This window comes from Acetobacter estunensis (genome assembly GCF_011516945.1).
Taxonomy (GTDB): domain Bacteria; phylum Pseudomonadota; class Alphaproteobacteria; order Acetobacterales; family Acetobacteraceae; genus Acetobacter; species Acetobacter estunensis.
The window spans coordinates 1-21087 of record NZ_WOTH01000027.1; the positions used below are offsets into that span (position 1 = coordinate 1).

Genomic DNA, 21087 nt, shown 5'->3' on the forward strand with positions numbered 1-21087 from the left:
CAATCTGCTCAAAACGCAGACTGGACGCCATCGCAAAAACCGTCAATCAAATCGCCAAAACCCAGAAATTACCGGCCAAGCACATCAATCAAGGGTTCTTCGATCCCTCCATCTTGGCGACGAGAGCCAGACTGGTGTGGCGGAAGCGGCACTCGGCGCGCTGGCGCAGGCAGCGGCGGTCATCGCCCCTTCCGGCAAGCAGAACAGCTTCGCAGCATTGGCGCGAGCAGGCTATGTGCTGGCGGAAAAAGGAGATGCGCAGCCGCGCACGCTGGCGGGAGCGTTTGCGCATCCTGTCGGTGGGATGGATCTCATGAAAGATTCCATCGCAGCTCTGAAGACGTTTCGTGGTGAACTTACGCGGGTTTACGGGCCGGGAGCAGAGACAACATGCGAACTGGAATTGGGTAATACTAAAAGCGCCACGCTGGCCGACATCGTCACATTTTGCCGGACCTAACCGGATATGGGGCAATTCCTGACATTCGCCATGGTCGCACCCATGGCATCGTTCGGGGCGCTTGCTGTGGGTGAGCGTCGTGATGGATGGGACAGGCCAGCGCGTTCCGCTGTGCTGGGGCTGGTGGGAGCGTGTCTGGGCGTGCTGCGGACGGACGAAAGCGCACAATCCGCGCTGGCGACGGAGTATGGTCTTGCTGTTCTCTGTCAGGCATCGGGGCGTTTGTTGACCGACTATCACACTGCGCAGACTGTTCCGTCCCGGCGTAATTGGCGGCCCGCGACGCGCGCGCAGGAACTGACCGATATGCCCGATGATTTGGCTACGATCCTGTCTCGCAGGGACTATCGGATCGGAAGCTGGCATCTGGGCGCCATGTGGGTACGGGGCGAGGCGGCGCGGTGGTCTCTGGACGCATTGCACGATGCAATGAATGCGCCGGTCTTTACGCCATCATTGGGGCGGAAAGCCTGCCCTCCCGGTTTGCCGTTGGCTCCCGCTCTTGTGAAAGGCGAGAGTGGCGTCTCCGTTCTTCTGGACCGCCAGAAAAATGGCCCCGAAGCACGTCTGCGTGGGCATTATGGCTCCTTTCGAGAGGAACTCACAGCCTGTCGGAAGGAAAATCGGGAAACGCTTGTCGTGCTCGATGCGTCGGATGTGGCGGAACATGGTGCTGGGCATCGTGTTTTGCGTCGGGAAACGCGACGTGACCAGCCGATATCGCGTGCGCGTTGGCAGTTTGGCCTCCGGGAAGAAGCTCTTCTCCTGTGTGGCACGGAGATGCGCGCATGAGTGAAGGTTTTCTCTCTCGTGTGTCTCTGCGCCGGGATGCGCCGGTGCAGGCCATTGCGCGGTTGCTGGTGCCAGAAGGGGAAGGCCGGCAGCATGGAGCCGCACACCATCTGCTCTGGACCCTGTTTGGAGACGACGCCCAGCGCTCGCGCGATTTTTTGTGGCGGCAGATGGATGCCGGACGTTTCATGGTGCTGTCCATGCGGCAGCCCGTGGATGCGCACGGGCTTTTCGATATCGAGACCCGCGATTTCGCACCGTGTTTGAAGGAAGGCAGCCGTTTGCGCTTTCTCCTGCGGGCCAATGCAACGGTCGATCGCAAGACGCCCGGACGCGCGCGCAGCCAGCGGCACGATGTGGTGATGGATGCCCTGCATCGTCTGCCATCCGCAGAGCGTGGTTGTGCACGGGAAGGTCTTGTTCCCGCTGTCATGGGGGCGTGGCTTGAACGAGTGGGTGATCGCGCCGGTTTTGCACCGGACCTTGAGACACTTGTCATAGAAAATTGTGATGTGTGGCGTATTCCTCGCGCGCAGGGGCGCAGTCAGGCGATTTTTGGGGTGGTGGACATGACGGCGGACCTGACTGTGCGCGCTCCTGATATTTTTGTGCCTGCGCTTATGCGGGGATTCGGACGGGCGCGGGCATTTGGGTGTGGGTTGATGCTCGTTCGCCGCGCATCCTGACGGGAGAAAATCCATGTCCCGTCCCATCCCGGGGCTGCCCCCGCCACGTCCGATTCCCATGAAAGAGCGCTCGTCCATTCTGTTCGTGGCCATGGGCCAACTCGACGTTCTGGGCGGCGCCTTTGTGGTTGTGGACCAGAAAGGCGTGCGCACCCACATTCCTATCGGAGGCATTGCCTGCCTCATGCTGGAGCCGGGCTCCCGGGTAAGTCATGCAGCCGCAGCACTCGCGGCCCGGGCCGGAACGCTTCTGATCTGGGTGGGGGAGGCAGGCGTGCGGCTGTATGCGTCCGGTCAACCGGGCGGCGCACGGGCGGACAGGCTTCTTTTTCAGGCTCGTCTGGCGCTCGATGACACAGCGCGGCTGAAGGTCGTGCGCAAGATGTATGCCCTTCGTTTTGGAGAAGACGCGCCAGAACGAAGATCCGTGGATCAGTTGCGCGGTATCGAGGGGGCCCGGGTGCGTGAGACCTATAAGATTCTGGCTCGTTCACATGGTGCGCAATGGGATGGGCGTCGCTATGATCCTCATGAGTGGGACACTGCCAACGTGGTTAACCGCTGTCTGTCGGCCGCCACAGCAGCGCTTTACGGGGTTACGGAAGCCGCCATTCTGGCGGCTGGATACGCCCCGGCCATCGGTTTTCTTCATACGGGAAAACCCCAGAGTTTTGTTTATGACATCGCGGATATCGTGAAATTCGAGGTTGTGGTGCCGGAAGCGTTCCGCGTCGCGGCAGCGGTCCAGCGCGAGCGTCCGCTGGATGGGCAACGTGTGACCGATCCGGTGGCAACCGTCCGGCATCGTTGTCGTGATCAGTTCCGGCGTACGAACATTCTGGGGCGCCTTATCCCTTTGATTGGAGAGGTGCTGGAGGCTGGTGGTCTTGATGTGCCACCTGCGCAAGAGGAGGCCATGCCTGTGGCGTTTCAGGATTCCAAGGGGCTGGGTGATGCTGGTCATCGTGGTTGAAAATGCCCCGCCGCGTCTGCGGGGACGGTTGGCGGTGTGGATGCTTGAAGTGCGGGCCGGTGTTTATATTGGCAGCTACGGCCGTCGCGTGCGCGAAATGATCTGGGGGCAGGTTTGCGCCTATATCGAAGAGGGCAATGCCGTTATCGCTTGGGCGGCGGCGAATGATGCGGGATTCGAATTCGATACCTGTGGCCGGAACCGTCGTGTGCCGGTGGATATGGATGGATTCCGGGTCGTTGCTTTCGGTCCTGAGGCTGCTCTTCCGATGCAACTCGGACCGGCTACAGCCACCCTTCCACGGCGTCGGGGCAGAGGATAAAAGAGGCTTCATTATCGGTGGAATCTTTGACATGTAAATAATGCTGTGGAATCAAGTGTTTCCACGAAGAGTGTTCCCCGCACACGCGGGGATGAACCGTCGTTGGACATACGCTTCCCGTCGCCATTGATGTGTTCCCCGCACACGCGGGGATGAACCGGGCTGGGCTATCATATCCGCCTCGGCCTCGCGGTGTTCCCCGCACACGCGGGGATGAACTGTTCTATAATCTGGAGTTGGGGACGGGCTGCGACGTTGAAAAACATTTCTGCGAGCGGATGAAAAACGGCGCGGCACGTGAAGTAAAACCGATTGCTATGGGACAGTCTTGACGTTGATGTGAAAGACTGAGCCGCGTGAGCAGGGCCTATCAGAACCCTGCATAGTGCCCCTTGGGAGGTGGCTACGGCAGATAGAATAACACCGTGTCATCACGCTGCTTTATTTTCATGATGCACAGAAAGGATGGGGTGTGTCATCCGAAAACTTTTATGGATCGACTGCCCTCACCGAAAGCGACAGGGCCGGTCCACTGTCGGTGTTTCATCCGTCTGGATAACCATCAGTTCCACTGGCCCATCTCCCACATTACCCGCGAAATGCCCGACATGGCCTTTCGCATCCTTGCGGCTGGCCTGATCTTCTCCAAGCGAGACATCTCCCGGTCCCATGACCGCCTTCGTGCCGTCCATGGCTGTGACATACCATGAGCCTTTCAGCGGAATGATCCACTGCACCTTCGGGTCGGGGTGCCAGGTGCCGTTCCAGTGGGCGGGCTGGACGGTGAAGATCACCTGACTCTGACCGCTTGGAAGCCGGTTCTGCCATTGCGGTCCAGCCGGTTTCGACATCGACTTGAGATCGAAATTTTGCAGTGGGCACCGCGTATTGTGACTGACGCCGTTGTGGTCGGTCCAGTTGTGCCAGTACCACATGGTGGGCGGTGGTGTATCTGAGGCAGCGTGTGCATAAGACAGCGGAATGAACAGAAAAAGCGCGAGGATGGGATGTAAGCGCATCAGGCGAATCCTTTTGCGGCCTCCGGAATGGAACAGGGGCAGAATCGTTCCGACATGTTTTTCATGAAATGTCCTGAACATAGGGGCACAAAATCTTCTCTGTCCTGAAATCTCAACGATTGCGCCGCCAGACTTCATGTTGCAGCACGGATGCAAAAGCGAGCCAGAGCAGCAGCGGCGTCAGACGGCGCGATGTCGTGCGGTCCGCTGCGGTAACAAGCGCTGCTGCCGAAGCAAGTGTGCCAAGCGTGACACCGAACGCGACGTCGGGCCGTTTCCATCCGAACATCACCTTGGGAAACAGCAGCATTCCGCCCAGCGTGACAAACCATGCACGAACGGCGTGAGAGCGCTGACGCGAGGGAGGGGCTGTCAGCAGACGCGCGCCTGCATCGATCAGCGTGGCGTCGAGGCTGCTCCAGACAATGGCAAAGACCGGTGCGGGCGGTGTGTACCATGGCTTGGTGAGACCACGATACCAGTCGCGTGTGGCGGGATGTGTGGAGGTCGGGCTGTAACGGCTGCCGAGCATCTGGACTGCGCCGACCGCAACCGTCGTCAGGGCCGTCGTGAAAAGACGTTTCATGTATTGGGTCCTTTCCCGGACTGTGGTCTCTGGCCCGGGGTATGGGGACAGGGCGCGTCATGCGCGATGTCAGAGAAACGCTACGGGAAGGGGTGAGGTTGCGCCGTCGCTTTGGTTCGGATGAGAACGCTTTATGCTGGGAGACGACCAAGATGTCTCATATGAAAATGGCGCATCGTCCGTGAGAACGATGCGCCATGATCGAAACAAACTGAAAGAGCTGGAAAATTATGGCGTAGCAGGAGCTTTTGCCGCTGGGGCCGGAGCGCCCGCAGGTGCGGCCTGTGCGTCCAGAAGATCGTCAGCCACAAACACAACGCCGTTGAGAGCCTGATCCAGTGCGGACAGCGCGCTCTGCGGATCACGGCCTTCCGTGAACACTTTGGCCCGGTTCAGAGCGCCTTGCGTTGGGGCAAGAGGGGCGAGTGCTACGATGAAGTCGAGCTTGTCATCCACGACCTGCATCGTCTCGGCGGCCTGCTTGGGCGAGCCACTCTTGAGCTGCTTGTTCGCGCTGGCCACAGCGGCCTTCTTTTCAGGAGCCAGCGTTTCCGTCTCAAGGAACTCACCCCCGACCGGGATCCAGACCTGCTGCACCGCCGAGGGTGTGTGGGTCGGCGCAGCGGGATGCTGGGGAGCCGGCGTCAGGGCCGTCTCGGCCGCGACCAGCTTGGTGTTGTCCGTGCTGGCGGTCTGCAGACGCTGGGCTGCGTCGGTCAGCGCCGGAATGGCGGCGTCCGTCTGACCGGAGGCCAGCAGATCACGTGCCTGAAGCATGTCCGCGAATGCGCGCTGACCATCGGCAGAGAGATGACGCAGGGCGCGACCGGCCTTGTACTGTTCCCACTTCGTGTGGACGGTGCTGGCGGCATGGGAAGGCGCGCTCACAAGAGCGGGGGAGAGAGCGAGTGCCGCAGCGAAAGCCAGCGGGGACATGCGCTTCATCATGAGAAACTCCTTGGACGTACACGATTCGGGCGGCCCTGACGGCGCACCCGGAATGCATGTCATATCGTAACGCGAACATGACGTTTCAATGCCATCCATGGAGCGGGCAGGTGCCATGCGCGGAGGGACACAGTCCTTCAGGGAAGCAGTTTCATCTTTGAGGCTGTCGCCACGGCCTCGGCAATGTGCGGCGCAACGGCAAGGATGGAGGCGCCTCCCTCAAGACCTCCTTCTTCAAGGAAGGGCGAAACCCGTGCGCCGGCTTCTGCGAGAATGGGCAGGGCGCCGGCCACATCCCACAGGTTGATGACGATCTCCAGATAGCCATCCAACCGTCCGCAGGCGACATCGGTGAGCGCGAGAGCGCCGGAGCCGCCCGAGCGTGGCATGGCCCCGAGATCCAGAAACGCGCCGATGCGATCCATGAACACGTCTTTCGGTACACGATTGCTCCAGCCCATTTCCAGCATGGCGCTGCGTGTGTCCTTCACGGGAGAGGCCTGCATTTTCGTGCCGTTGAGGTGCGCGCCATGACCGATAAGGGCGGTATAGGTTTCATTCAGCGCTGGAGCCGCCACGATGCCCGCGACAGGCTTATTGTCTTCCAGCAAGCCGAGGGAGACGCACCAGCGGTTGCGTCCGCGTGCGTAGTTGGAGGTGCCGTCGATGGGATCGACCACCCAGAGCAGGCCGCCCTTGCGGGTCATGCCGCCTTCTTCGCCCTGAAACCCATCATCAGGGAAAAGCGTGGCCATACGCTGCGAAATGAAGGCTTCCACCGCGCCATCGGCTTCGGTCAGCCAGTCCTGAGCGGATTTCTGAATACCGACCGGGCCGCCCGGCGGTGGACGCATGGACATGGCGAGGCGCGCAGCATCGGCTACGACGGCGCGGGCGGCTTCAAAACGGCGTGCGATGGCTGCTGACATGCGTGTGTTTCGGCCCGCTCACGTCCGGGCCGCCTCTTTGCTGTGAACGATGTTCCGACTTCCAGATACGCAGGAGCATGGGGCTTCGTCGAGAGCGGGGAGGATGAGGCTGCTCTGTCCGCTCGCGATTCGTTGTTTGGCGCGGCTGCGATGGCATCCGTATGCCGGATGGAGAAAACGCGCGGCCAACGCCGCATCCTTCCGAACCGGTGACAGGTGGCAGGGCAATGAATATCCACGAATATCAGGCGAAGGCGGTTCTGAAATCCTACGGGATGCCGGTGCTGGCCGGACAGGTCGTCCAGTCGCCGGACGAGGCGCGGGATGCCGTGCGGGCTCTGGGTGGCAAATTATGTGTCGTGAAAGCGCAGATCCATGCGGGCGGACGGGGTAAGGGGCATTTCCTCGATCATCCCGATCTGGGCGGCGTGAAGCTGGTGCACTCGCCGGATGAGGCGAAGGCTGTGGCCTATGACATGCTCGACCGCGTGCTGGTGACGAAGCAGACCGGTCCGAAGGGACGTGTTGTTCATAAATTGTATGTGGAGGCAGGCTGCGACATTGAGCGCGAGCTATATTTTTCGCTGCTTGTGGACCGCACGCTGAGGCGGATTGTGATTGTGGCGTCGGACGCGGGCGGCACGAGCATTGAGGATATGGCGGCGAAAACGCCGGAGAAGATTCACAAGGTCTCGGTCGATCCGGCGCTGGGGCTGGCGGACCATCAGGCCCGCGAACTGGCGACGCGGATCGGGCTGCATGGGCCGCTCATCAATGGTTTCGCGAAGGTGGCACGCAGCGCCTACGAGGCTTTTGTGGCGCTCGATGCTTCCTTGGTGGAGACCAACCCGCTGGTCGTGACGAAGCAGGGCGATCTGGTCGCGCTCGATGCCAAGATGGCGTTCGATGACAACGGTCTGTTCCGTCATCGCGAGTTGCTGGAACTGCGCGACGAAAGCGAGGAAGACCCGCGTGAGCGAGAAGCCGAGCGGTTTGGCCTGTCTTATGTCGGACTGGATGGCACCATCGGCTGCATGGTCAACGGCGCGGGGTTGGCGATGGCCACAATGGATATCATTCGGGAAGAGGGGGAAAATCCGGCCAATTTCCTCGATGTGGGGGGCGGTGCCTCGAAAGAGAAAGTGGCGGCGGCGTTTCGCATCCTGCTGGCCGATCCGCATATCGAGGGGATTCTGGTCAATATTTTCGGCGGCATCATGCGCTGCGATCTGATCGCGGGTGCTGTGATCGACGCCTGCCAGAAAACCGGCTGTCGGGTGCCGCTTGTGATCCGGCTTGCGGGTACGCGGGTGAAGGAGGGTATGGCGTTGATCGAAAAATCCGGGCTGGACGCCATCGTTGCCACGGATCTGGGAGATGCCGCCCGCAAGATTGTCGCGGCCGTGCGGGCACGGAGGGCTGCCTGATGTCCATTCTGATCGATCACGACACGAAGGTTCTGGTGCAGGGTTTCACCGGCGCGCAGGGGACGTTTCACTCCGAGCAGGCGCTCGCGTACGGCACGAAGATCGTGGGCGGCGTGACGCCGGGACGCGGTGGAGAGACACATTTTGGGTTGCCCGTGTTCGACACGATGGCGCAGGCGATGGAGGCCGCAAAAGTGGACGCGACGGTCATTTATGTGCCGCCAGCGGGGGCGGCCGATGCCATTCTGGAAGCCATTGCCGTTGAGGTGCCTCTGATCGTGTGCATCACGGAAGGTATTCCCGTGCAGGATATGCTGCGGGTGCGTATGGCGCTTGATCGTTCGAACTCATTGCTGGTCGGGCCGAACTGCCCGGGCGTCATCACGCCCGGCCAATGCAAAATCGGCATCATGCCGGGACCGATCCATCGCCCCGGCACGGTGGGCGTCGTTTCGCGCTCCGGCACGCTAACATACGAGGCCGTAGCCCAGACGACGGTGCTGGGCATGGGCCAGAGCACAAGCGTGGGCATCGGCGGAGATCCGATCAAGGGGCTGGATTTCGTCGATGTGCTGGAGCGATTCATGGCCGATCCGGGAACGGACTCCATCATCATGATCGGTGAGATCGGCGGGCAGTCCGAAAACGACGCGGCGCGGTTTATCAAGGACAGTGGGCTGAAAAAGCCGGTTGTCGGGCTTGTGGCCGGGCTGACTGCGCCCCCCGGACGCCGCATGGGTCATGCGGGCGCGGTCATCTCGGGTGGCGGCGACACGGCGGCGGCCAAGATCGAGGTGCTCAGAAGCGCTGGTGTGCACATCGCTCCCACTCCCGCAGAGTTGGGCACGACATTGCGGGCCGCACTCGGCGGGTAAGGGTTTCTTCTTCTTTGGGATGGTTTGCCTGCTGCTCATCTGCCGCTATGACGGGCGCGGTTATGGACGACCGGGCAGCGTGAAGGAAGTCGGGTGGGTGTTGCATGGAGAATGCCGCGGTGATCGGGGCATTCAGCGATCTTGCGGATCAGGCCGTTCTCATTCCTGCGGAAGTGGCGGTCTTTCTGTCACTCATATGCATCCGACGCTATCGTCCGGCTTTCGTCTGGGCTTTCGTCGTGTGCACCGCGTCTTTCGTCACATTCGTGCTGAAACTGTGGTTTGAACGCTGCGGTTTACCCGCACACCGCGTGCTTTACAGTCCTAGCGGTCACACCATGGGCGGAACGCTGGTGTACGGGGGTCTTCTGGCCCTGTTCTGCCAACGGAAATGGGTCGTGACGCTGGGCGCCGTCATGCTTGCCTCGGCCTTTGCCGCCTCACGCCTTTATCTTCATGTGCATACGCCCGCCGAAGTAGTGGCGGGGGGAAGTATCGGCCTGCTGGCGGTGGGAGCCATGCGGTGGTTGCTCGATGGACAGCGTGTGGCCGTTGCTCCTGCCCGATTGGCAATGCTTCTGTTCGTGGTGGGAAGCCTTGTGGTGGTTTGTTACGGCCATCGGTCAGGGGTGGAGGAATGGATCTCCCGACTGGCCCGAAGTTCCGTGATGCCTCACGCCGCCTGCGCGAAAGGCTGATACGAAAAAAGCGCCCCGCGTGATGACGGGGCGCCTTTTGAGGCTTTTGCTGCAAAGCCGAGAAGAGGTCAGGAATTGGAGTCCAGCTTTTCTTCGCCCTCTTCTGCCGCATCGGTGGAAGCGGATGTGTTGGTCTCCATGTAATCGAAGGCCAGCGCCCCGTCCTTGACCGAAATCTTGACCGCGCCACCCTTTACCAGACGCCCGAACAGAAGCTCTTCGGACAGTGGCTTCTTGATGGAGTCCTGAATGACGCGGGCGAGAGGCCGTGCGCCATACAGACGGTCGTAACCACGTTCTGCGAGCCATTCCTTGGCCGCCGAGGTCATCTCGATCGTCACATTGCGGTCGGCAAGCTGGGCTTCGAGCTGAAGCACGAACTTCTCGACCACGCGCCCCACTGTCTCCGGCTGGAGATTGCTGAAGGGGATGATCGCGTCCAGACGGTTGCGGAACTCCGGTGTGAAGAGGCGCTTGATCGCTTCTTCGTCCTCGCCCTCTCGGGAGTCACGCCCGAAGCCGATGGCCTCCTTGCTCAGATCGGCCGCACCAGCGTTGGTCGTCATGATAAGGATGACGTTGCGGAAATCGACCGTCTTACCGTTGTGGTCCGTAAGCTGGCCGTGATCCATGACCTGCAACAGCACGTTGAACAGATCCGGATGCGCCTTCTCGATTTCGTCGAGCAGCAGAACCGCGTGCGGGTGCTGATCGATGGCATCTGTCAACAGACCGCCCTGATCGAAGCCGACATAGCCCGGAGGTGCGCCCAGAAGTCGCGAGACCGAGTGGCGTTCCATGTATTCCGACATGTCGAACCGGATCAGTTCGATGCCCAGCGTGTTGGCGAGTTGACGGGCCACCTCCGTCTTGCCGACGCCCGTGGGGCCGGAGAACAGATAGTTGCCGATCGGCTTCTCGGGCTCGCGCAGGCCAGCACGGGAGAGTTTGATCGCATCCGACAGGGCTTCGATGGCCTTGTTCTGGCCGAAGACCATGTTCTTGAGATCACGCTCAAGCGTGCGCAGCACTTCCTTGTCGTCCGCCGAGACCGTCTTGGGCGGAATGCGGGCGATTTTGGAGATGACCTCTTCCACATCGCGCAAGGTGATGGTCTTGCGGCGCTTGCTTTCGGGCAGGAGCATCCGCGAGGCGCCCGCTTCATCAATGATGTCGATGGCCTTGTCCGGCAGCTTGCGGTCGTGAATGTATTTCACCGACAGTTCCACTGCGGCGCGGATGGCCTCGTCCGTGTAGCGGACCTTATGATGTTTTTCGTAGTTGGTCTTCAGGCCGCGAAGGATTTTCACCGCATCATCAAGGTTGGGCTCCTCCACGTCGATTTTCTGGAACCGGCGCACGAGGGCGCGGTCCTTCTCGAAGTGCTGGCGGAACTCCTTGTAGGTGGTGGAGCCGATGCAGCGCAGCGTGCCAGCCGCCAGTGCGGGCTTGAGCAGGTTGGACGCATCCATCGCGCCACCCGACGTTGCTCCCGCACCGATAACGGTGTGGATCTCGTCAATGAACAGGATGCCGCCGGGGTTCTGCTCAAGGTCGGTGACAACCGCTTTCAGCCGCTCTTCGAAGTCGCCACGATAGCGGGTGCCCGCTAGAAGCGAACCCATATCGAGCGAGTAGATCGTGCAGTTGAGTAGCACTTCCGGCACGTCGCCTTCGACGATGCGCTTGGCCAGACCTTCGGCGATCGCGGTTTTGCCCACGCCCGGATCGCCCACATAGAGCGGGTTGTTCTTGGTGCGACGGCACAGGATCTGGATCGTGCGTTCAACCTCGGCATCACGGCCGATAAGAGAGTCGATCTTGCCGTCCGTGGCTTTCTTGTTGAGGTCCACGCAATAGGCGGCCAGCGCCTCTCCGCTTTTAGCGGTGCCGCGTCCTTTTTCCTCGCGTTCGCCGCCATCCTTGTCGGGGGCGGATGCGGAAGGAGCGCCGTTCGAACTGCGGCGAACCGAGCGATCAGGCGCCTTGGCGATGCCGTGCGAGATGAAATTGACCGCATCCAACCGTGTCATGTCCTGCAGTTGCAGGAAATAGACCGCGTGGCTTTCGCGCTCGGCAAAGAGAGCCACCAGCACGTTCGCGCCCGTCACTTCGTCCCGTCCGGTGGACTGGACGTGGATAGCCGCACGCTGGATCACGCGCTGGAAGGCGGCGGTAGGTTTGGGTTCGGTCGGACGTTCTGCCGTCAAACCTGCGAGATCCTTGTCGAGGAACTCGGTCAGGTCCGCGCGCAGCTTGTCGAGGTCCACGCCGCAGGCGCGGAAGACCGTGACAGCGTCCGGGTCATCAATGAGGGCGATGAGCAGATGCTCAAGAGTAGCGTATTCATGATGCCGCTCGCCCGCCAAGGTCAGCGCCCGGTGCAGCGTCTGTTCGAGATTGCGTGACAACATGAGTCGGTACTCCTTTCAGCGGCGACCGTATTCGGACACGCCGCGAGGACTCGGTCCTGTCATCATATTTGGGCGGTTGCTGGAGAATTGCCAGCCATAAGGAAGGACTTGCCGAAAAAAAATCATGACCAATCTGGTTCGGATGGGCGAAGCCTCTCAACATCGAGGCGGGAAGTATGGTTTCTGCGCGACCGAGATTGGTAAATGGTTACGAAATCGGGCGATGTGAAGCTTTGTTCCTCGAATGGATTGGCCTTTGCGTCCTGTGACGGCGTGTGATACGCCCTGCGGCGGGAGATCCGTGGCGGACGGATGCCCCGCTTACCCTGGTCAGATCCGGAAGGAAGCAGCCAAAGCGGGTTTCATTCGGGTCGTTGCGGGTCTCTCATCTCGATTTCCCGCTTGATGCGACGGAACGCCGGGACTGGATGTCCCGCCCCGGCTTTGCACCGGACGGGGTCCGGAGGGGTTTGCCGGAGCCATGTCAGAGACCGACACCTCAACAAACGATGATCTGCCCATGCCGCCTTCCGATGGAGGGGGCTTTCTTTTCGGCGATCAGCCCGAACCGGCGCCTGAGCCTGTTCCCGTGACGACGCCAACTCCTGAAAAAACAGGTTACCGGGTTCTTGCCCGTAAGTATCGCCCGGCGACGCTCGACGAACTGATCGGGCAGGATGCCCTCGTCCGTACGCTGCGCAATGCGTTCGCCACCGGTCGCGTGGCGCACGCTTTTATGCTCACGGGTGTGCGGGGTGTGGGCAAGACGACCACGGCCCGTATTCTTGCGCGTGGTCTGAACTGCACAGGCCCGGACGGGAAGGGCGGGCCGACGGCCGATCCATGTGGCGTGTGCCCCAATTGTGTGGCCATTCTGGCAGACCGTCATCCAGACGTTCTGGAAATGGATGCGGCGTCGCGCACCGGTGTCGATGATGTGCGCGAGATTATCGAGGCGTGTCACTTCCGACCCATTCAGGGTCGTATGAAAGTCTTCATCATCGATGAAGTCCATATGCTGTCGCGTAACGCCTTCAACGCTCTTCTCAAGACACTCGAAGAACCGCCTTCGCAGGTAACGTTCGTGTTTGCGACCACGGAACTGCGCAAGGTGCCGGTTACTGTGCTGTCGCGCTGCCAGCGTTTCGATCTACGCCGTATCGCGCAGTCAGAGCTTGTGGATTTCTTCGGGCGCGTGGCGGCAAAGGAAGAGGTGAAGATCGCCCCCGATGCGTTGCGGCTTCTGGCGCGCGCGGCGGATGGGTCCGTGCGTGATGGTCTTTCGCTGCTGGATCAGGCGATCGCACAGGGCGATGGTAGCGCCACCATCTCGGAAGAGAGTGTGGCCGCCATGCTCGGCCTGTCGGACCGCACCGCGGTGTTCGACCTGTTCGGGTATGTGATGAAGGGTGATGTCCCGGCCGTAATCGCGCTGTGCGATGACACCTGCAATCGCGGTGGCGATCCGGGGATCATGCTGCGCGATCTGGCCGAACTGACCCATATGGTGACGCGCCTTAAAACGGTGCGCAGTCTTCAGGAGACGATGGACCTGCCCGAAGCCGAGCGCACGCGCGGTGTGGAGTTCGCGCAGGCGCTCTCACTCTCCGCTCTGTCGCGATTGTGGCAGATGCTCCTCAAGGGCATCGCGGAGGTGGACGGCGCGCCCCTGCAGCGGGAAGCGGCCGAGATGGTGCTGATCCGGCTGTGCCATGCCGCGACATTGCCCGCGCCGGAAGATCTGCTGAAGCAGTTTGAGCGCGGCGGTGGCGCAGGACAGGGAGCAGGTGTTGCCAGCGCAAATGCTGGGCACGGAACCGCACCTAGCGCTCGGTTGTCGTCTCCCTCGCGGGGGGAGGATGGTGGACAGCGACGTGTGGCCAATGGGGGCTGGACCGGGGAACACGAGGAGCCTCCGCCGCCTGTGCCCCTGATGCAGGCTGAACCGGCGGTCCGAGCAGAGCCGCCACGCTCATGGCGTGCGCTTGTCGCTTTTGTGAAGGAGTGTCGTGAAGCCACGTTGCATGGGCATCTGCTGCACTCCACGCATCTGGTGACATTTGCGGCACCAATGGTGGAAATCCGCGTGGATCGGCCCGCGCCAGCGGATCTGCCGAAACGGTTGCAGAATCTGTTGCGGCATCATTTCGGCCCGGCATGGACGGTTCGCATGGTGGATGCGCCGGGCGAGCCGACACTGGCCGAGCAAAGCGCTGAAATCATTCAGCTCCATCGGCATCGCTCCGCAGGGCATCCTCTGGTTCAAGCCATCATGGAGGCGTTTCCGGGGGCGCAGTTGGGCGATGTGAAGGACCATACGCTGGACGATCATTACGGCCTTCCTGCGGAAGAGCCGCCCGTGGTGGGACTTGACCCCGAGCCGTTCCATCCCGAAGACAGCATGGATGAGCCGGATCCGCTGAATGACTGAACGCGCTTCCGACAGGATTTTGGATACAGGAACACGCACATGAAAAACCTTGCCGGCCTGATGAAGCAGGCCTCGCAGATGCAGTCCAAAATGGAGCAGATGCAGTCAGAGCTGGAAAAGCTGACGATTGAGGGATCGTCCGGCGCGGGTCTGGTCACTGTTGCTCTGAGCGGCAAGGGCGACATGCGTTCAATCAAAATCGATCCCAAACTGGCCGATCCGGACGAGATGGAAATGCTTCAGGATCTGATTGTCGCGGCCTGCGCCGATGCGCGTGTGAAGCTCGACAAGAAGGCGTCCGAGGAAATGCAGAAAGTCACGGGCGGTCTGAACCTGCCGCCGGGAATGAAGCTGCCGTTCTGAGTGGCACCGCGTTCGTCTCGGGGCGTTCATGGCTGTTGCCGATATAGATCATCTGATCGGGTTGATCGCCCGCCTGCCGGGGCTTGGCCCCCGCTCGGCGCGCCGGGTCGCGCTGGCGCTTCTGCGTGATCCGCAGGGGAGGCTGTTGCCGCTGGCGCGGGCGATGGAAAGCACGGCCTTGTCGGTGACGACATGCTCCGTGTGCGGCAATCTGGATGTGAGCGATCCGTGCCATATCTGCACCGATCCTTCCCGCGCGCATGATCTTGTGTGTGTTGTGGAGAACGTCGGCGATCTGTGGGCGTTGGAACGCGCGGGCGCACATCGCGGTGTGTATCAGGTGCTGGGCGGTGTGCTGTCCGCCCTGCGCGGAATAGGGCCGGATGATCTGAACGTCCGTTCCCTCTTTGAGCGTCTGGCGAAAGGTGAGGTGAGGGAAGTCATTCTTGCGCTGGGTGCCACGGTGGAGGGGGCGGCGACGATGTTCTGGCTTCAGGAGCGGATTGCACCCTTCGGTGTGACGGTGAGCCGTGTGGCGCAAGGTGTGCCGATGGGTGGCACGCTGGACGTGCTGGATGACGGAACGCTGGCGGCGGCGCTGACTGCGCGTCGGCCGGTCTGAGGGAGATACCGCCATGCTCGACCCAAGGAACCTGCTGACGATTGATGCTGCCATTCCGCGCGTGGCGCTCGTGACAGGTGGCGCGCAGCGGTTGGGGCGGGCGATTGTGCTGGGTCTGGCTCAGGCGGGTTTTTCGGTGGCCGTACATTGCCGGTCGAGCGTGGAGGAAGCGTACGAACTTGTCCGTGAAATTGAGATTCTGGGTGTTCGTGGCTGTGTGCTGCAAGCCGATCTGGCGGATGAGGCGCAGGTGGTCGGGCTGGCTGCGCAAGCGTCTGAACGGTTGGATGGATCGGTTGGGGTGCTGGTCAACAATGCCTCCGTGTTCGAGCGCGATGAATGGAATACGGTGACCCGAGCAAGCTGGGAGGCGCATCTGGAGCCCAATCTGCGTGCGCCTTTCGTGCTCATGCAGGAATTTGCCCGCCTTCTGCCTGCGGGGAAGAAAGGCATGGTGCTCAATATGCTCGATGAGCGTGTGTGGTCGCTCACACCGCATTTTGTCAGCTACACGGTCTCCAAATCGGCGCTATGGACCCTGACGCAGAGCATGGCGTTGGCTCTTGCACCGAAAGGCATCCGGGTGAACGCCATCGGGCCGGGGCCTGCGTTGCCAAGCCCTCGTCAAACGGACGAGCAGTTCAGACGGCAATGTGCTTCTGTTCCGTTGGGACACGGGACGTCCCCTGAAGAAGTCGCTCGTGCGGCACTGGCGTTTCTTATGTTGCCATCGGTGACGGGCCAGATGCTGGCGCTCGATGGCGCGCAACATCTCCAGTGGCGGCCTGCGCCGGGTGTGTCCGGCGACATGATGGAAGAATGACCGGCATGAATGTTCTGGCTCCATGGCCCGCGGAGATTCCACTGCGGCATCTGTTTGTTCGGGACATGCTGGTCGATGCGCCGATCGGCGTGTTTCCGCATGAGCAGGGCGTGACACAGCGTGTGCGGATCAATGTCGCATTCGGGGTGGAAGACAGTCGCGATCTGACGGTGGGCGCGGACGAGCTTGGGCGTACGGTTTCGTATGAAACGGCCGTTCTGGCCATTCGACGTCTGGCGACTGCGGCTCACACGCAACTGGTGGAGACGCTGGCTGAGCGTATTGCGGTCGAGCTTCTGGGGGATCAGCGGGTGCGTGTCGTGCGGATACGGATCGAGAAGCTCGATGTTTTTTCCGACACGCAATCCGTGGGCGTTGAAATCGAACGCTGGGCCGTCAAATAGAGGCTGCGGATCACAGGGTTTCCCCGCGATCCGCATTCAGTCTCATTCCACGTTGTCGACGCCGTCAATCAGCGTGACACCCTGATTGACAAATACGGTGCCGCCCGCTGCCGTCCGTCCGATAGCGGCCCCATCCTGCCATGAGATGTTGCGGTTGAGCAGGAGTGTGACTTCGGGCTGCGCCATGAGCACAGCCTCCACTTTGCCCGCATGTTCCCAGCGTGAAAGCTGCCAGTACACAACGGGCGTGTCGCTGCCATCCGAACTGGTGAACAATCCGATACCTGCGCAGATGGGCAGCGCGGCTTGGGGGCGCGGAAAAACGAGGTCCACATCCGGACGTGTTTCCGTGCCGCCACCAAGCGGTGAGAATGTGACAGGAACGCGCGTGTAACCGGCGACGCTGAGTTCGGTCCAACCGGGCAGGAGAAGACCGGCCCATCCTTCGAAAAAATGCTTCATGTTCAATGTCTCATCCATATTGTGTGACGGTCATCCAGGCAGGTCCGCCGTCGCCGCCGTTCATGTAAGTGCCGCCGGGCGCGACACAGGAGCCTGAGCCCCCACTGCCGGCATCGCCCGTTTTGCCGGTTTGCCCGGCACCGGATTCCCAGCCGCCCGAGTAATACGGGGGGCGGTCTCCGCCCGCGCCGCCGTAGCCGTAGAAATAGTTTTCGGACACGCCGCTGACATGGCCCGAACGACCGCTGGGGCCGATCCCGGAATTCAGCACGGTGATGCCGGTCGAACTGATGACCTGCACCGCGCCACCCGCACCGGTTCCACCGATGATGGCAACGCCTCCGCCTTGGGCCACGCTGCCGCCGGAACCACCGACTGCCACGACCATGCTTCCAAAGGCGGCATTGCCACCGCTGTTACCGCTCATGGCCGTGGAGGCGGATTGTCCACCGCGCCCGCCAGCGCCGAGTGTGGCGGTCACGGGCCATTGCAGCTCGCTGGCGGTCACCAGAAAACGGCAATAGCCACCACCGCCGCCGCCGCCGGCTCCTGCAATTTCGATGATGGCGAAGCGGGTACGCGAATTGAGGGAGAGCTGGATGACGTTATAGCCACCGGCTGATGCCGCCGGACCGAGATAGGTGTCGCACGCCAGAAGATTGGCTGAGGCCCAGTTCGTGACGAAAGCGGTCGTGGCCAGTTTTTGTGAGGAATCGCCCGAAGCTGGCGTGGGGGCGGTGGGGGTGCCCGTGAAAGCGGGAGAGTTGATCGGCGCGAGATCGGGGATCTTGGTGTAGAAAAGCGCCGTGTTGTCCAGTGTGATCATCGACTGGGTAACGCTCGTCGCGTTTGCCGGAAGATCGATACGCCAGACAGGAACGCTTCCACTTGGAACGGTGCCGGTCGTCAGCGCAAGAGTGGCGATGGCGGTCCGTTCCGTGGGCTGACCGGTGCCGGTATCGGTGGCTCCGGAAAGAGTGCGGGTGGAATCGGATGCATCCAGATAGCGCAGCATGGTGGCGCCAGTGTCCACCATGGAAAGCGTGGCGTAGATGTGGAAAGTCTGGGCCGTGGTGGCGGTTGTCAGCGTGAAGCTCGTCTGTGCGGCATTATATTGCCGCATGATAAGAGTGCTGTCGGCGGCAAGCGAACCATAGGAAGAAGCATCGGCTACGGACGAGGCGTTGATCTGGCCCGCCCCGATCTGGACGAGAAGATTCGTACCTGAACAGGTGGCCGTCAGGCCGGTGGCAAATGGCCCAGTACTGCCCATCGTGAGGGCAATGACCTCACCTATGGCGCGTTCAGTGTTGCGTTCTGCGATGAGGGTATCGGTATCCGCGACGATCTGGGCGGGATAGACAATGACGCGATCCATGATGGCAAATCCTTCAGATGGTCGCGCCGGGACGGTAATCTGGAAGGCTGCTGAAATAAGTGTTGAGGGATTCCACGGATACGAGTGTCCGTCCTCCCAATTTCTTGGCCTGGATATGTCCGTCTGACAGAAGTTTATAGCAATAGGTGCGGCCTATGCCGTAATTTTTGCAGACATTTGAAATATTGAGAAACCGCGTTTCTCCAGTCCTCTTGTTGTTCACGGTGTTTTTTCCTCATTGCACGCCACCATACATGGGCGGCCAGGAAGAATATGCCGTGTCCCAAGAGGGGGAGGCCATGAAAACTGATCGAAGAAAATGTCCACAACCATGGATTGTTTTGTTTGCAATCTTGGGTTGTTGGTGACAGAGTAAGGCGTGTCTTTCGTTTCTTCCGCAAAAGAGCAGGGGCACCGGGGCGGTTCCAGAACGGGAGCCGTCCCGTTCATTTTCTGAAAATATCGTCAGACAGAAACGTAAGAGATTGTCCCTGAGATTCGATCGGTGTGCGGAAACTCACTTGTTATAAGAAGAGCTTACCGGTCAGCCTGATCTTCCGTGCGGCACACAAGGAGCGAAGCACCAATATACACAACTGCGACCACTGGCACCCCGAGGGCACCAATCAGCATCCAGTGGTGAGCAAGAAAAGTCATCATCGCGTATGCCTTTTTGTACCCTGCCTTGTAAGTGGGAGTTAATAACGGGCCGGGCTTCCTTCTTTGAAAGCTTTCGCCTTTCTAGTGTTAAGTTTAGACCCAGTCAGCTGGATCGTAAATGAGAAGGGTGGCGCATCGATCATCATGCACTTCGACCAGCCGTTGCTGCAAAAAGATCCGATGTACCGGTAGCCTGCCTAAAATGGACCTATCACTGCAGGTATCTGTTTGAAATCTCTGGTATTATCTCAGGAAATAGCGAGTTATTGCAACCAGATACAAGAAAACCGTGACGTCGTTCCTCTCTGTTATCTACATCACAGTTGCCGCAGATTGGATCAAACGCTGACAGGCTCGAACGACAAAGAAGTTTCGATGTCGCATCGATGCAAATCATGTGTCTGATTCACACCAGCGCGGGACTTGAGCGGGGCGCATCCTGCTTTCAACAACCTGTTGGATGCGGGACGGATATGGAAAGATTTTCAGCTCTTTCCCTGGCCAGAAAGGCCATCGGGGGACATCTGGGGTGGAAGCCGCAATGGCGTTCCGTCGAACAGCCCAAGAAGGCGTATGACATTGTCATCGTCGGCGGTGGCGGCCATGGGCTGGGGGCGGCGTATTACCTCGCCAAACAGCACGGACTACGTAACATTGCGGTGGTCGAGCGTGGCTGGCTGGCGGGTGGCAACACGGCTCGCAACACGACCATCATCCGCTCGAACTATCTGTTCGACGAAAGTTCGAATTATTACGAGCATTCGCTCAAACTATGGGAAAATCTCTCACAGGAACTGAACTACAACGTCATGTTCAGTCAGCGGGGGTGCCTTATGGTGGCGCACACGGTGCATGACGTGCAGGTGTTCAAGCGTCATGTCCACGCCAACCGATTGAACGGAATCGACAATGAGTGGCTGACGGCGGAAGAGGCGAAGGAATTCTGTCCACCGCTCAATATCTCGCCCAACATTCGTTATCCCGTGCTTGGTGGCGCGCTTCAGCGGCGCGCGGGTACGGCGCGGCATGACGCGGTGGCGTGGGGATTTGCCCGCGCGGCCAGCGACATGGGTGTGGACATCATCGAGAATTGTGAAGTCACGGGCATCACCCGCGCAGCCGACGGGCGTGTGACGGGTGTGGAGACGACCAAGGGACCGATCCTTGCCGGGAAGGTGGCTGTGTCGGCGGCTGGTCACAGTTCGGTCGTGATGGAAATGGCGGGCATCCGTCTGCCACTACAGAGCAACCCGCTGCAGGCGCTGGTGTCCGAGCCGGTCAAGCCCGCGTTCCCCACCATCGTGATGTCGAACACCATTCACGCCTATATCAGCCAGTCCGACAAAGGCGAGATGGTGATCGGCGCGGGCACGGACTCGTATGTGTCCTATACCCAGCGTGGCGGTCTGCACATTCCGGCGGAGACGCTTGCCGCCATTTGCGAACTGTTTCCGATGTTCCGCCGTCTGCGCATGATGCGTTCGTGGGGTGGAATCACGGATAACACCCCTGATCGCTCGCCCATTACGGCCAAGACATCCGTGCCGGGTCTCTATGTCAATTGCGGTTGGGGCACGGGCGGCTTCAAGGCGACGCCGGGGGCTGCGAACCTTTTTGCCTGGACCATTGCGAAGGATGAGCCACATCCGATCAACGCGCCGTTCACCATCGAGCGATTCCGTGATGGCGTGATGATTGACGAGGCGGCCGCTGCCGCCGTCGCGCACTGATCCGCGCCATGACAGTTATTGTCCGACAGAATCTGCTGGGAACGGCACGAGTTTTCACATCCGATCTGCTCCAAGGAGCGTGTGC

Annotated in this window: 21 protein-coding genes and 1 other RNA gene; 15 read left to right on the forward strand and 7 right to left on the reverse strand. The window is 60.7% G+C overall.

Going from position 1 to position 21087, the window contains the following annotated elements; translation table 11 throughout:
- The 5 genes from GOB87_RS11775 to cas2e all read left to right on the forward strand — a co-directional run.
- On the forward strand, positions 1–460 hold a 460-nt coding region (locus GOB87_RS11775; RefSeq protein WP_194303332.1), incomplete at its 5' end, for a type I-E CRISPR-associated protein Cas7/Cse4/CasC.
- 6 nt (positions 461–466) lie between these two features.
- Positions 467–1252, forward strand: a complete 786-nt coding sequence (cas5e, locus tag GOB87_RS11780) for a type I-E CRISPR-associated protein Cas5/CasD (protein WP_166316927.1) — start codon at positions 467–469, stop codon at positions 1250–1252.
- Positions 1249–1938 carry a type I-E CRISPR-associated protein Cas6/Cse3/CasE gene (cas6e, locus tag GOB87_RS11785; protein ID WP_166316930.1) on the forward strand — a complete coding sequence of 230 codons (690 nt, stop codon included), beginning with the start codon at positions 1249–1251 and terminating at the stop codon, positions 1936–1938. Before cas5e ends, cas6e begins: the two co-directional genes overlap by 4 nt.
- A gap of 13 nt (positions 1939–1951) precedes the next feature.
- Positions 1952–2911, forward strand: coding sequence for a type I-E CRISPR-associated endonuclease Cas1e (cas1e, locus tag GOB87_RS11790; RefSeq protein WP_166316933.1), 960 nt, complete (start codon positions 1952–1954; stop codon positions 2909–2911).
- On the forward strand, positions 2892–3233 hold the full coding sequence (gene cas2e / locus GOB87_RS11795) for a type I-E CRISPR-associated endoribonuclease Cas2e (protein WP_166316936.1): 342 nt from the start codon (positions 2892–2894) through the stop codon (positions 3231–3233). Before cas1e ends, cas2e begins: the two co-directional genes overlap by 20 nt.
- 506 nt (positions 3234–3739) lie before the next feature.
- Here the strand turns inward: cas2e and GOB87_RS11800 are convergent.
- The 4 genes from GOB87_RS11800 to GOB87_RS11815 form a co-directional block, all read right to left on the reverse strand.
- Positions 3740–4252 carry a cupin domain-containing protein gene (locus GOB87_RS11800; protein WP_194303333.1) on the reverse strand — a complete coding sequence of 171 codons (513 nt, stop codon included), beginning with the start codon at positions 4250–4252 and terminating at the stop codon, positions 3740–3742.
- Between the two features lie 112 nt (positions 4253–4364).
- Positions 4365–4838 carry a TspO/MBR family protein gene (locus GOB87_RS11805; protein WP_166316939.1) on the reverse strand — a complete coding sequence of 158 codons (474 nt, stop codon included), beginning with the start codon at positions 4836–4838 and terminating at the stop codon, positions 4365–4367.
- Between the two features lie 228 nt (positions 4839–5066).
- On the reverse strand, positions 5067–5783 hold the full coding sequence (locus GOB87_RS11810; protein ID WP_166316942.1) for a YfdX family protein: 717 nt from the start codon (positions 5781–5783) through the stop codon (positions 5067–5069).
- Between the two features lie 140 nt (positions 5784–5923).
- Complete coding sequence (locus tag GOB87_RS11815) at positions 5924–6715, reverse strand: inositol monophosphatase family protein (RefSeq protein ID WP_166316945.1); 792 nt, start codon at positions 6713–6715, stop codon at positions 5924–5926.
- 227 nt (positions 6716–6942) lie between these two features.
- Here GOB87_RS11815 and sucC point away from each other — a divergent pair, with 227 nt between their 5' ends.
- The 3 genes from sucC (at position 6943) to GOB87_RS11830 (ending at position 9715) form a co-directional block, all read left to right on the forward strand.
- A complete protein-coding gene (gene sucC, locus GOB87_RS11820) occupies positions 6943–8142 on the forward strand; it encodes an ADP-forming succinate--CoA ligase subunit beta (protein WP_166316948.1) in 1200 nt (399 codons plus the stop codon).
- The gene (gene sucD, locus GOB87_RS11825; RefSeq protein WP_166316951.1) at positions 8142–9017 is read left to right on the forward strand and encodes a succinate--CoA ligase subunit alpha; all 876 of its coding nucleotides are present in this window, start codon (positions 8142–8144) and stop codon (positions 9015–9017) included. The genes sucC and sucD overlap by 1 nt, the downstream gene beginning before the upstream one ends.
- A gap of 104 nt (positions 9018–9121) precedes the next feature.
- Positions 9122–9715 carry a phosphatase PAP2 family protein gene (locus GOB87_RS11830; RefSeq protein WP_166316954.1) on the forward strand — a complete coding sequence of 198 codons (594 nt, stop codon included), beginning with the start codon at positions 9122–9124 and terminating at the stop codon, positions 9713–9715.
- Positions 9716–9783: 68 nt separating this feature from the next.
- On the opposite strand, the gene clpA is transcribed toward GOB87_RS11830, so the two are convergent.
- A complete protein-coding gene (gene clpA, locus GOB87_RS11835; RefSeq protein WP_166316957.1) occupies positions 9784–12129 on the reverse strand; it encodes an ATP-dependent Clp protease ATP-binding subunit ClpA in 2346 nt (781 codons plus the stop codon).
- A 293-nt stretch (positions 12130–12422) separates the two neighbouring features.
- On the opposite strand from clpA, the gene ffs reads away from it, so the two are divergent.
- The 6 genes from ffs (at position 12423) to GOB87_RS11865 (ending at position 16772) form a co-directional block, all read left to right on the forward strand.
- Positions 12423–12518: signal recognition particle sRNA small type (ffs, locus tag GOB87_RS11840), an RNA gene on the forward strand.
- Positions 12519–12610: 92 nt separating this feature from the next.
- A complete protein-coding gene (locus tag GOB87_RS11845) occupies positions 12611–14560 on the forward strand; it encodes a DNA polymerase III subunit gamma/tau (RefSeq protein ID WP_166316960.1) in 1950 nt (649 codons plus the stop codon).
- A gap of 39 nt (positions 14561–14599) precedes the next feature.
- Positions 14600–14923 (forward strand): YbaB/EbfC family nucleoid-associated protein, encoded by a 324-nt coding sequence (locus tag GOB87_RS11850; protein ID WP_166316963.1) that lies wholly within the window; start codon positions 14600–14602, stop codon positions 14921–14923.
- A gap of 28 nt (positions 14924–14951) precedes the next feature.
- Positions 14952–15545 (forward strand): recombination mediator RecR, encoded by a 594-nt coding sequence (recR, locus tag GOB87_RS11855; protein WP_166316966.1) that lies wholly within the window; start codon positions 14952–14954, stop codon positions 15543–15545.
- A gap of 13 nt (positions 15546–15558) precedes the next feature.
- Entirely contained in the window at positions 15559–16368 is an 810-nt protein-coding gene (locus GOB87_RS11860) for an SDR family oxidoreductase (RefSeq protein ID WP_166316969.1), read from the forward strand.
- Between the two features lie 5 nt (positions 16369–16373).
- Positions 16374–16772: a dihydroneopterin aldolase gene (locus GOB87_RS11865; RefSeq protein ID WP_166316972.1), complete on the forward strand. Its 399-nt coding sequence runs from the start codon at positions 16374–16376 to the stop codon at positions 16770–16772.
- Between the two features lie 42 nt (positions 16773–16814).
- Here GOB87_RS11865 and GOB87_RS11870 read toward each other — a convergent pair whose 3' ends face one another.
- Complete coding sequence (locus GOB87_RS11870) at positions 16815–17234, reverse strand: hypothetical protein (RefSeq protein ID WP_166316975.1); 420 nt, start codon at positions 17232–17234, stop codon at positions 16815–16817.
- 10 nt (positions 17235–17244) lie between these two features.
- Positions 17245–18612 (reverse strand): hypothetical protein, encoded by a 1368-nt coding sequence (locus GOB87_RS11875; protein WP_166316978.1) that lies wholly within the window; start codon positions 18610–18612, stop codon positions 17245–17247.
- A gap of 1133 nt (positions 18613–19745) precedes the next feature.
- Between GOB87_RS11875 and GOB87_RS11885 the strand changes: the two genes are divergently transcribed.
- Positions 19746–21002, forward strand: a complete 1257-nt coding sequence (locus GOB87_RS11885; RefSeq protein WP_166316984.1) for a sarcosine oxidase subunit beta family protein — start codon at positions 19746–19748, stop codon at positions 21000–21002.
- The last annotated feature ends 85 nt before the right edge of the window (positions 21003–21087 follow it).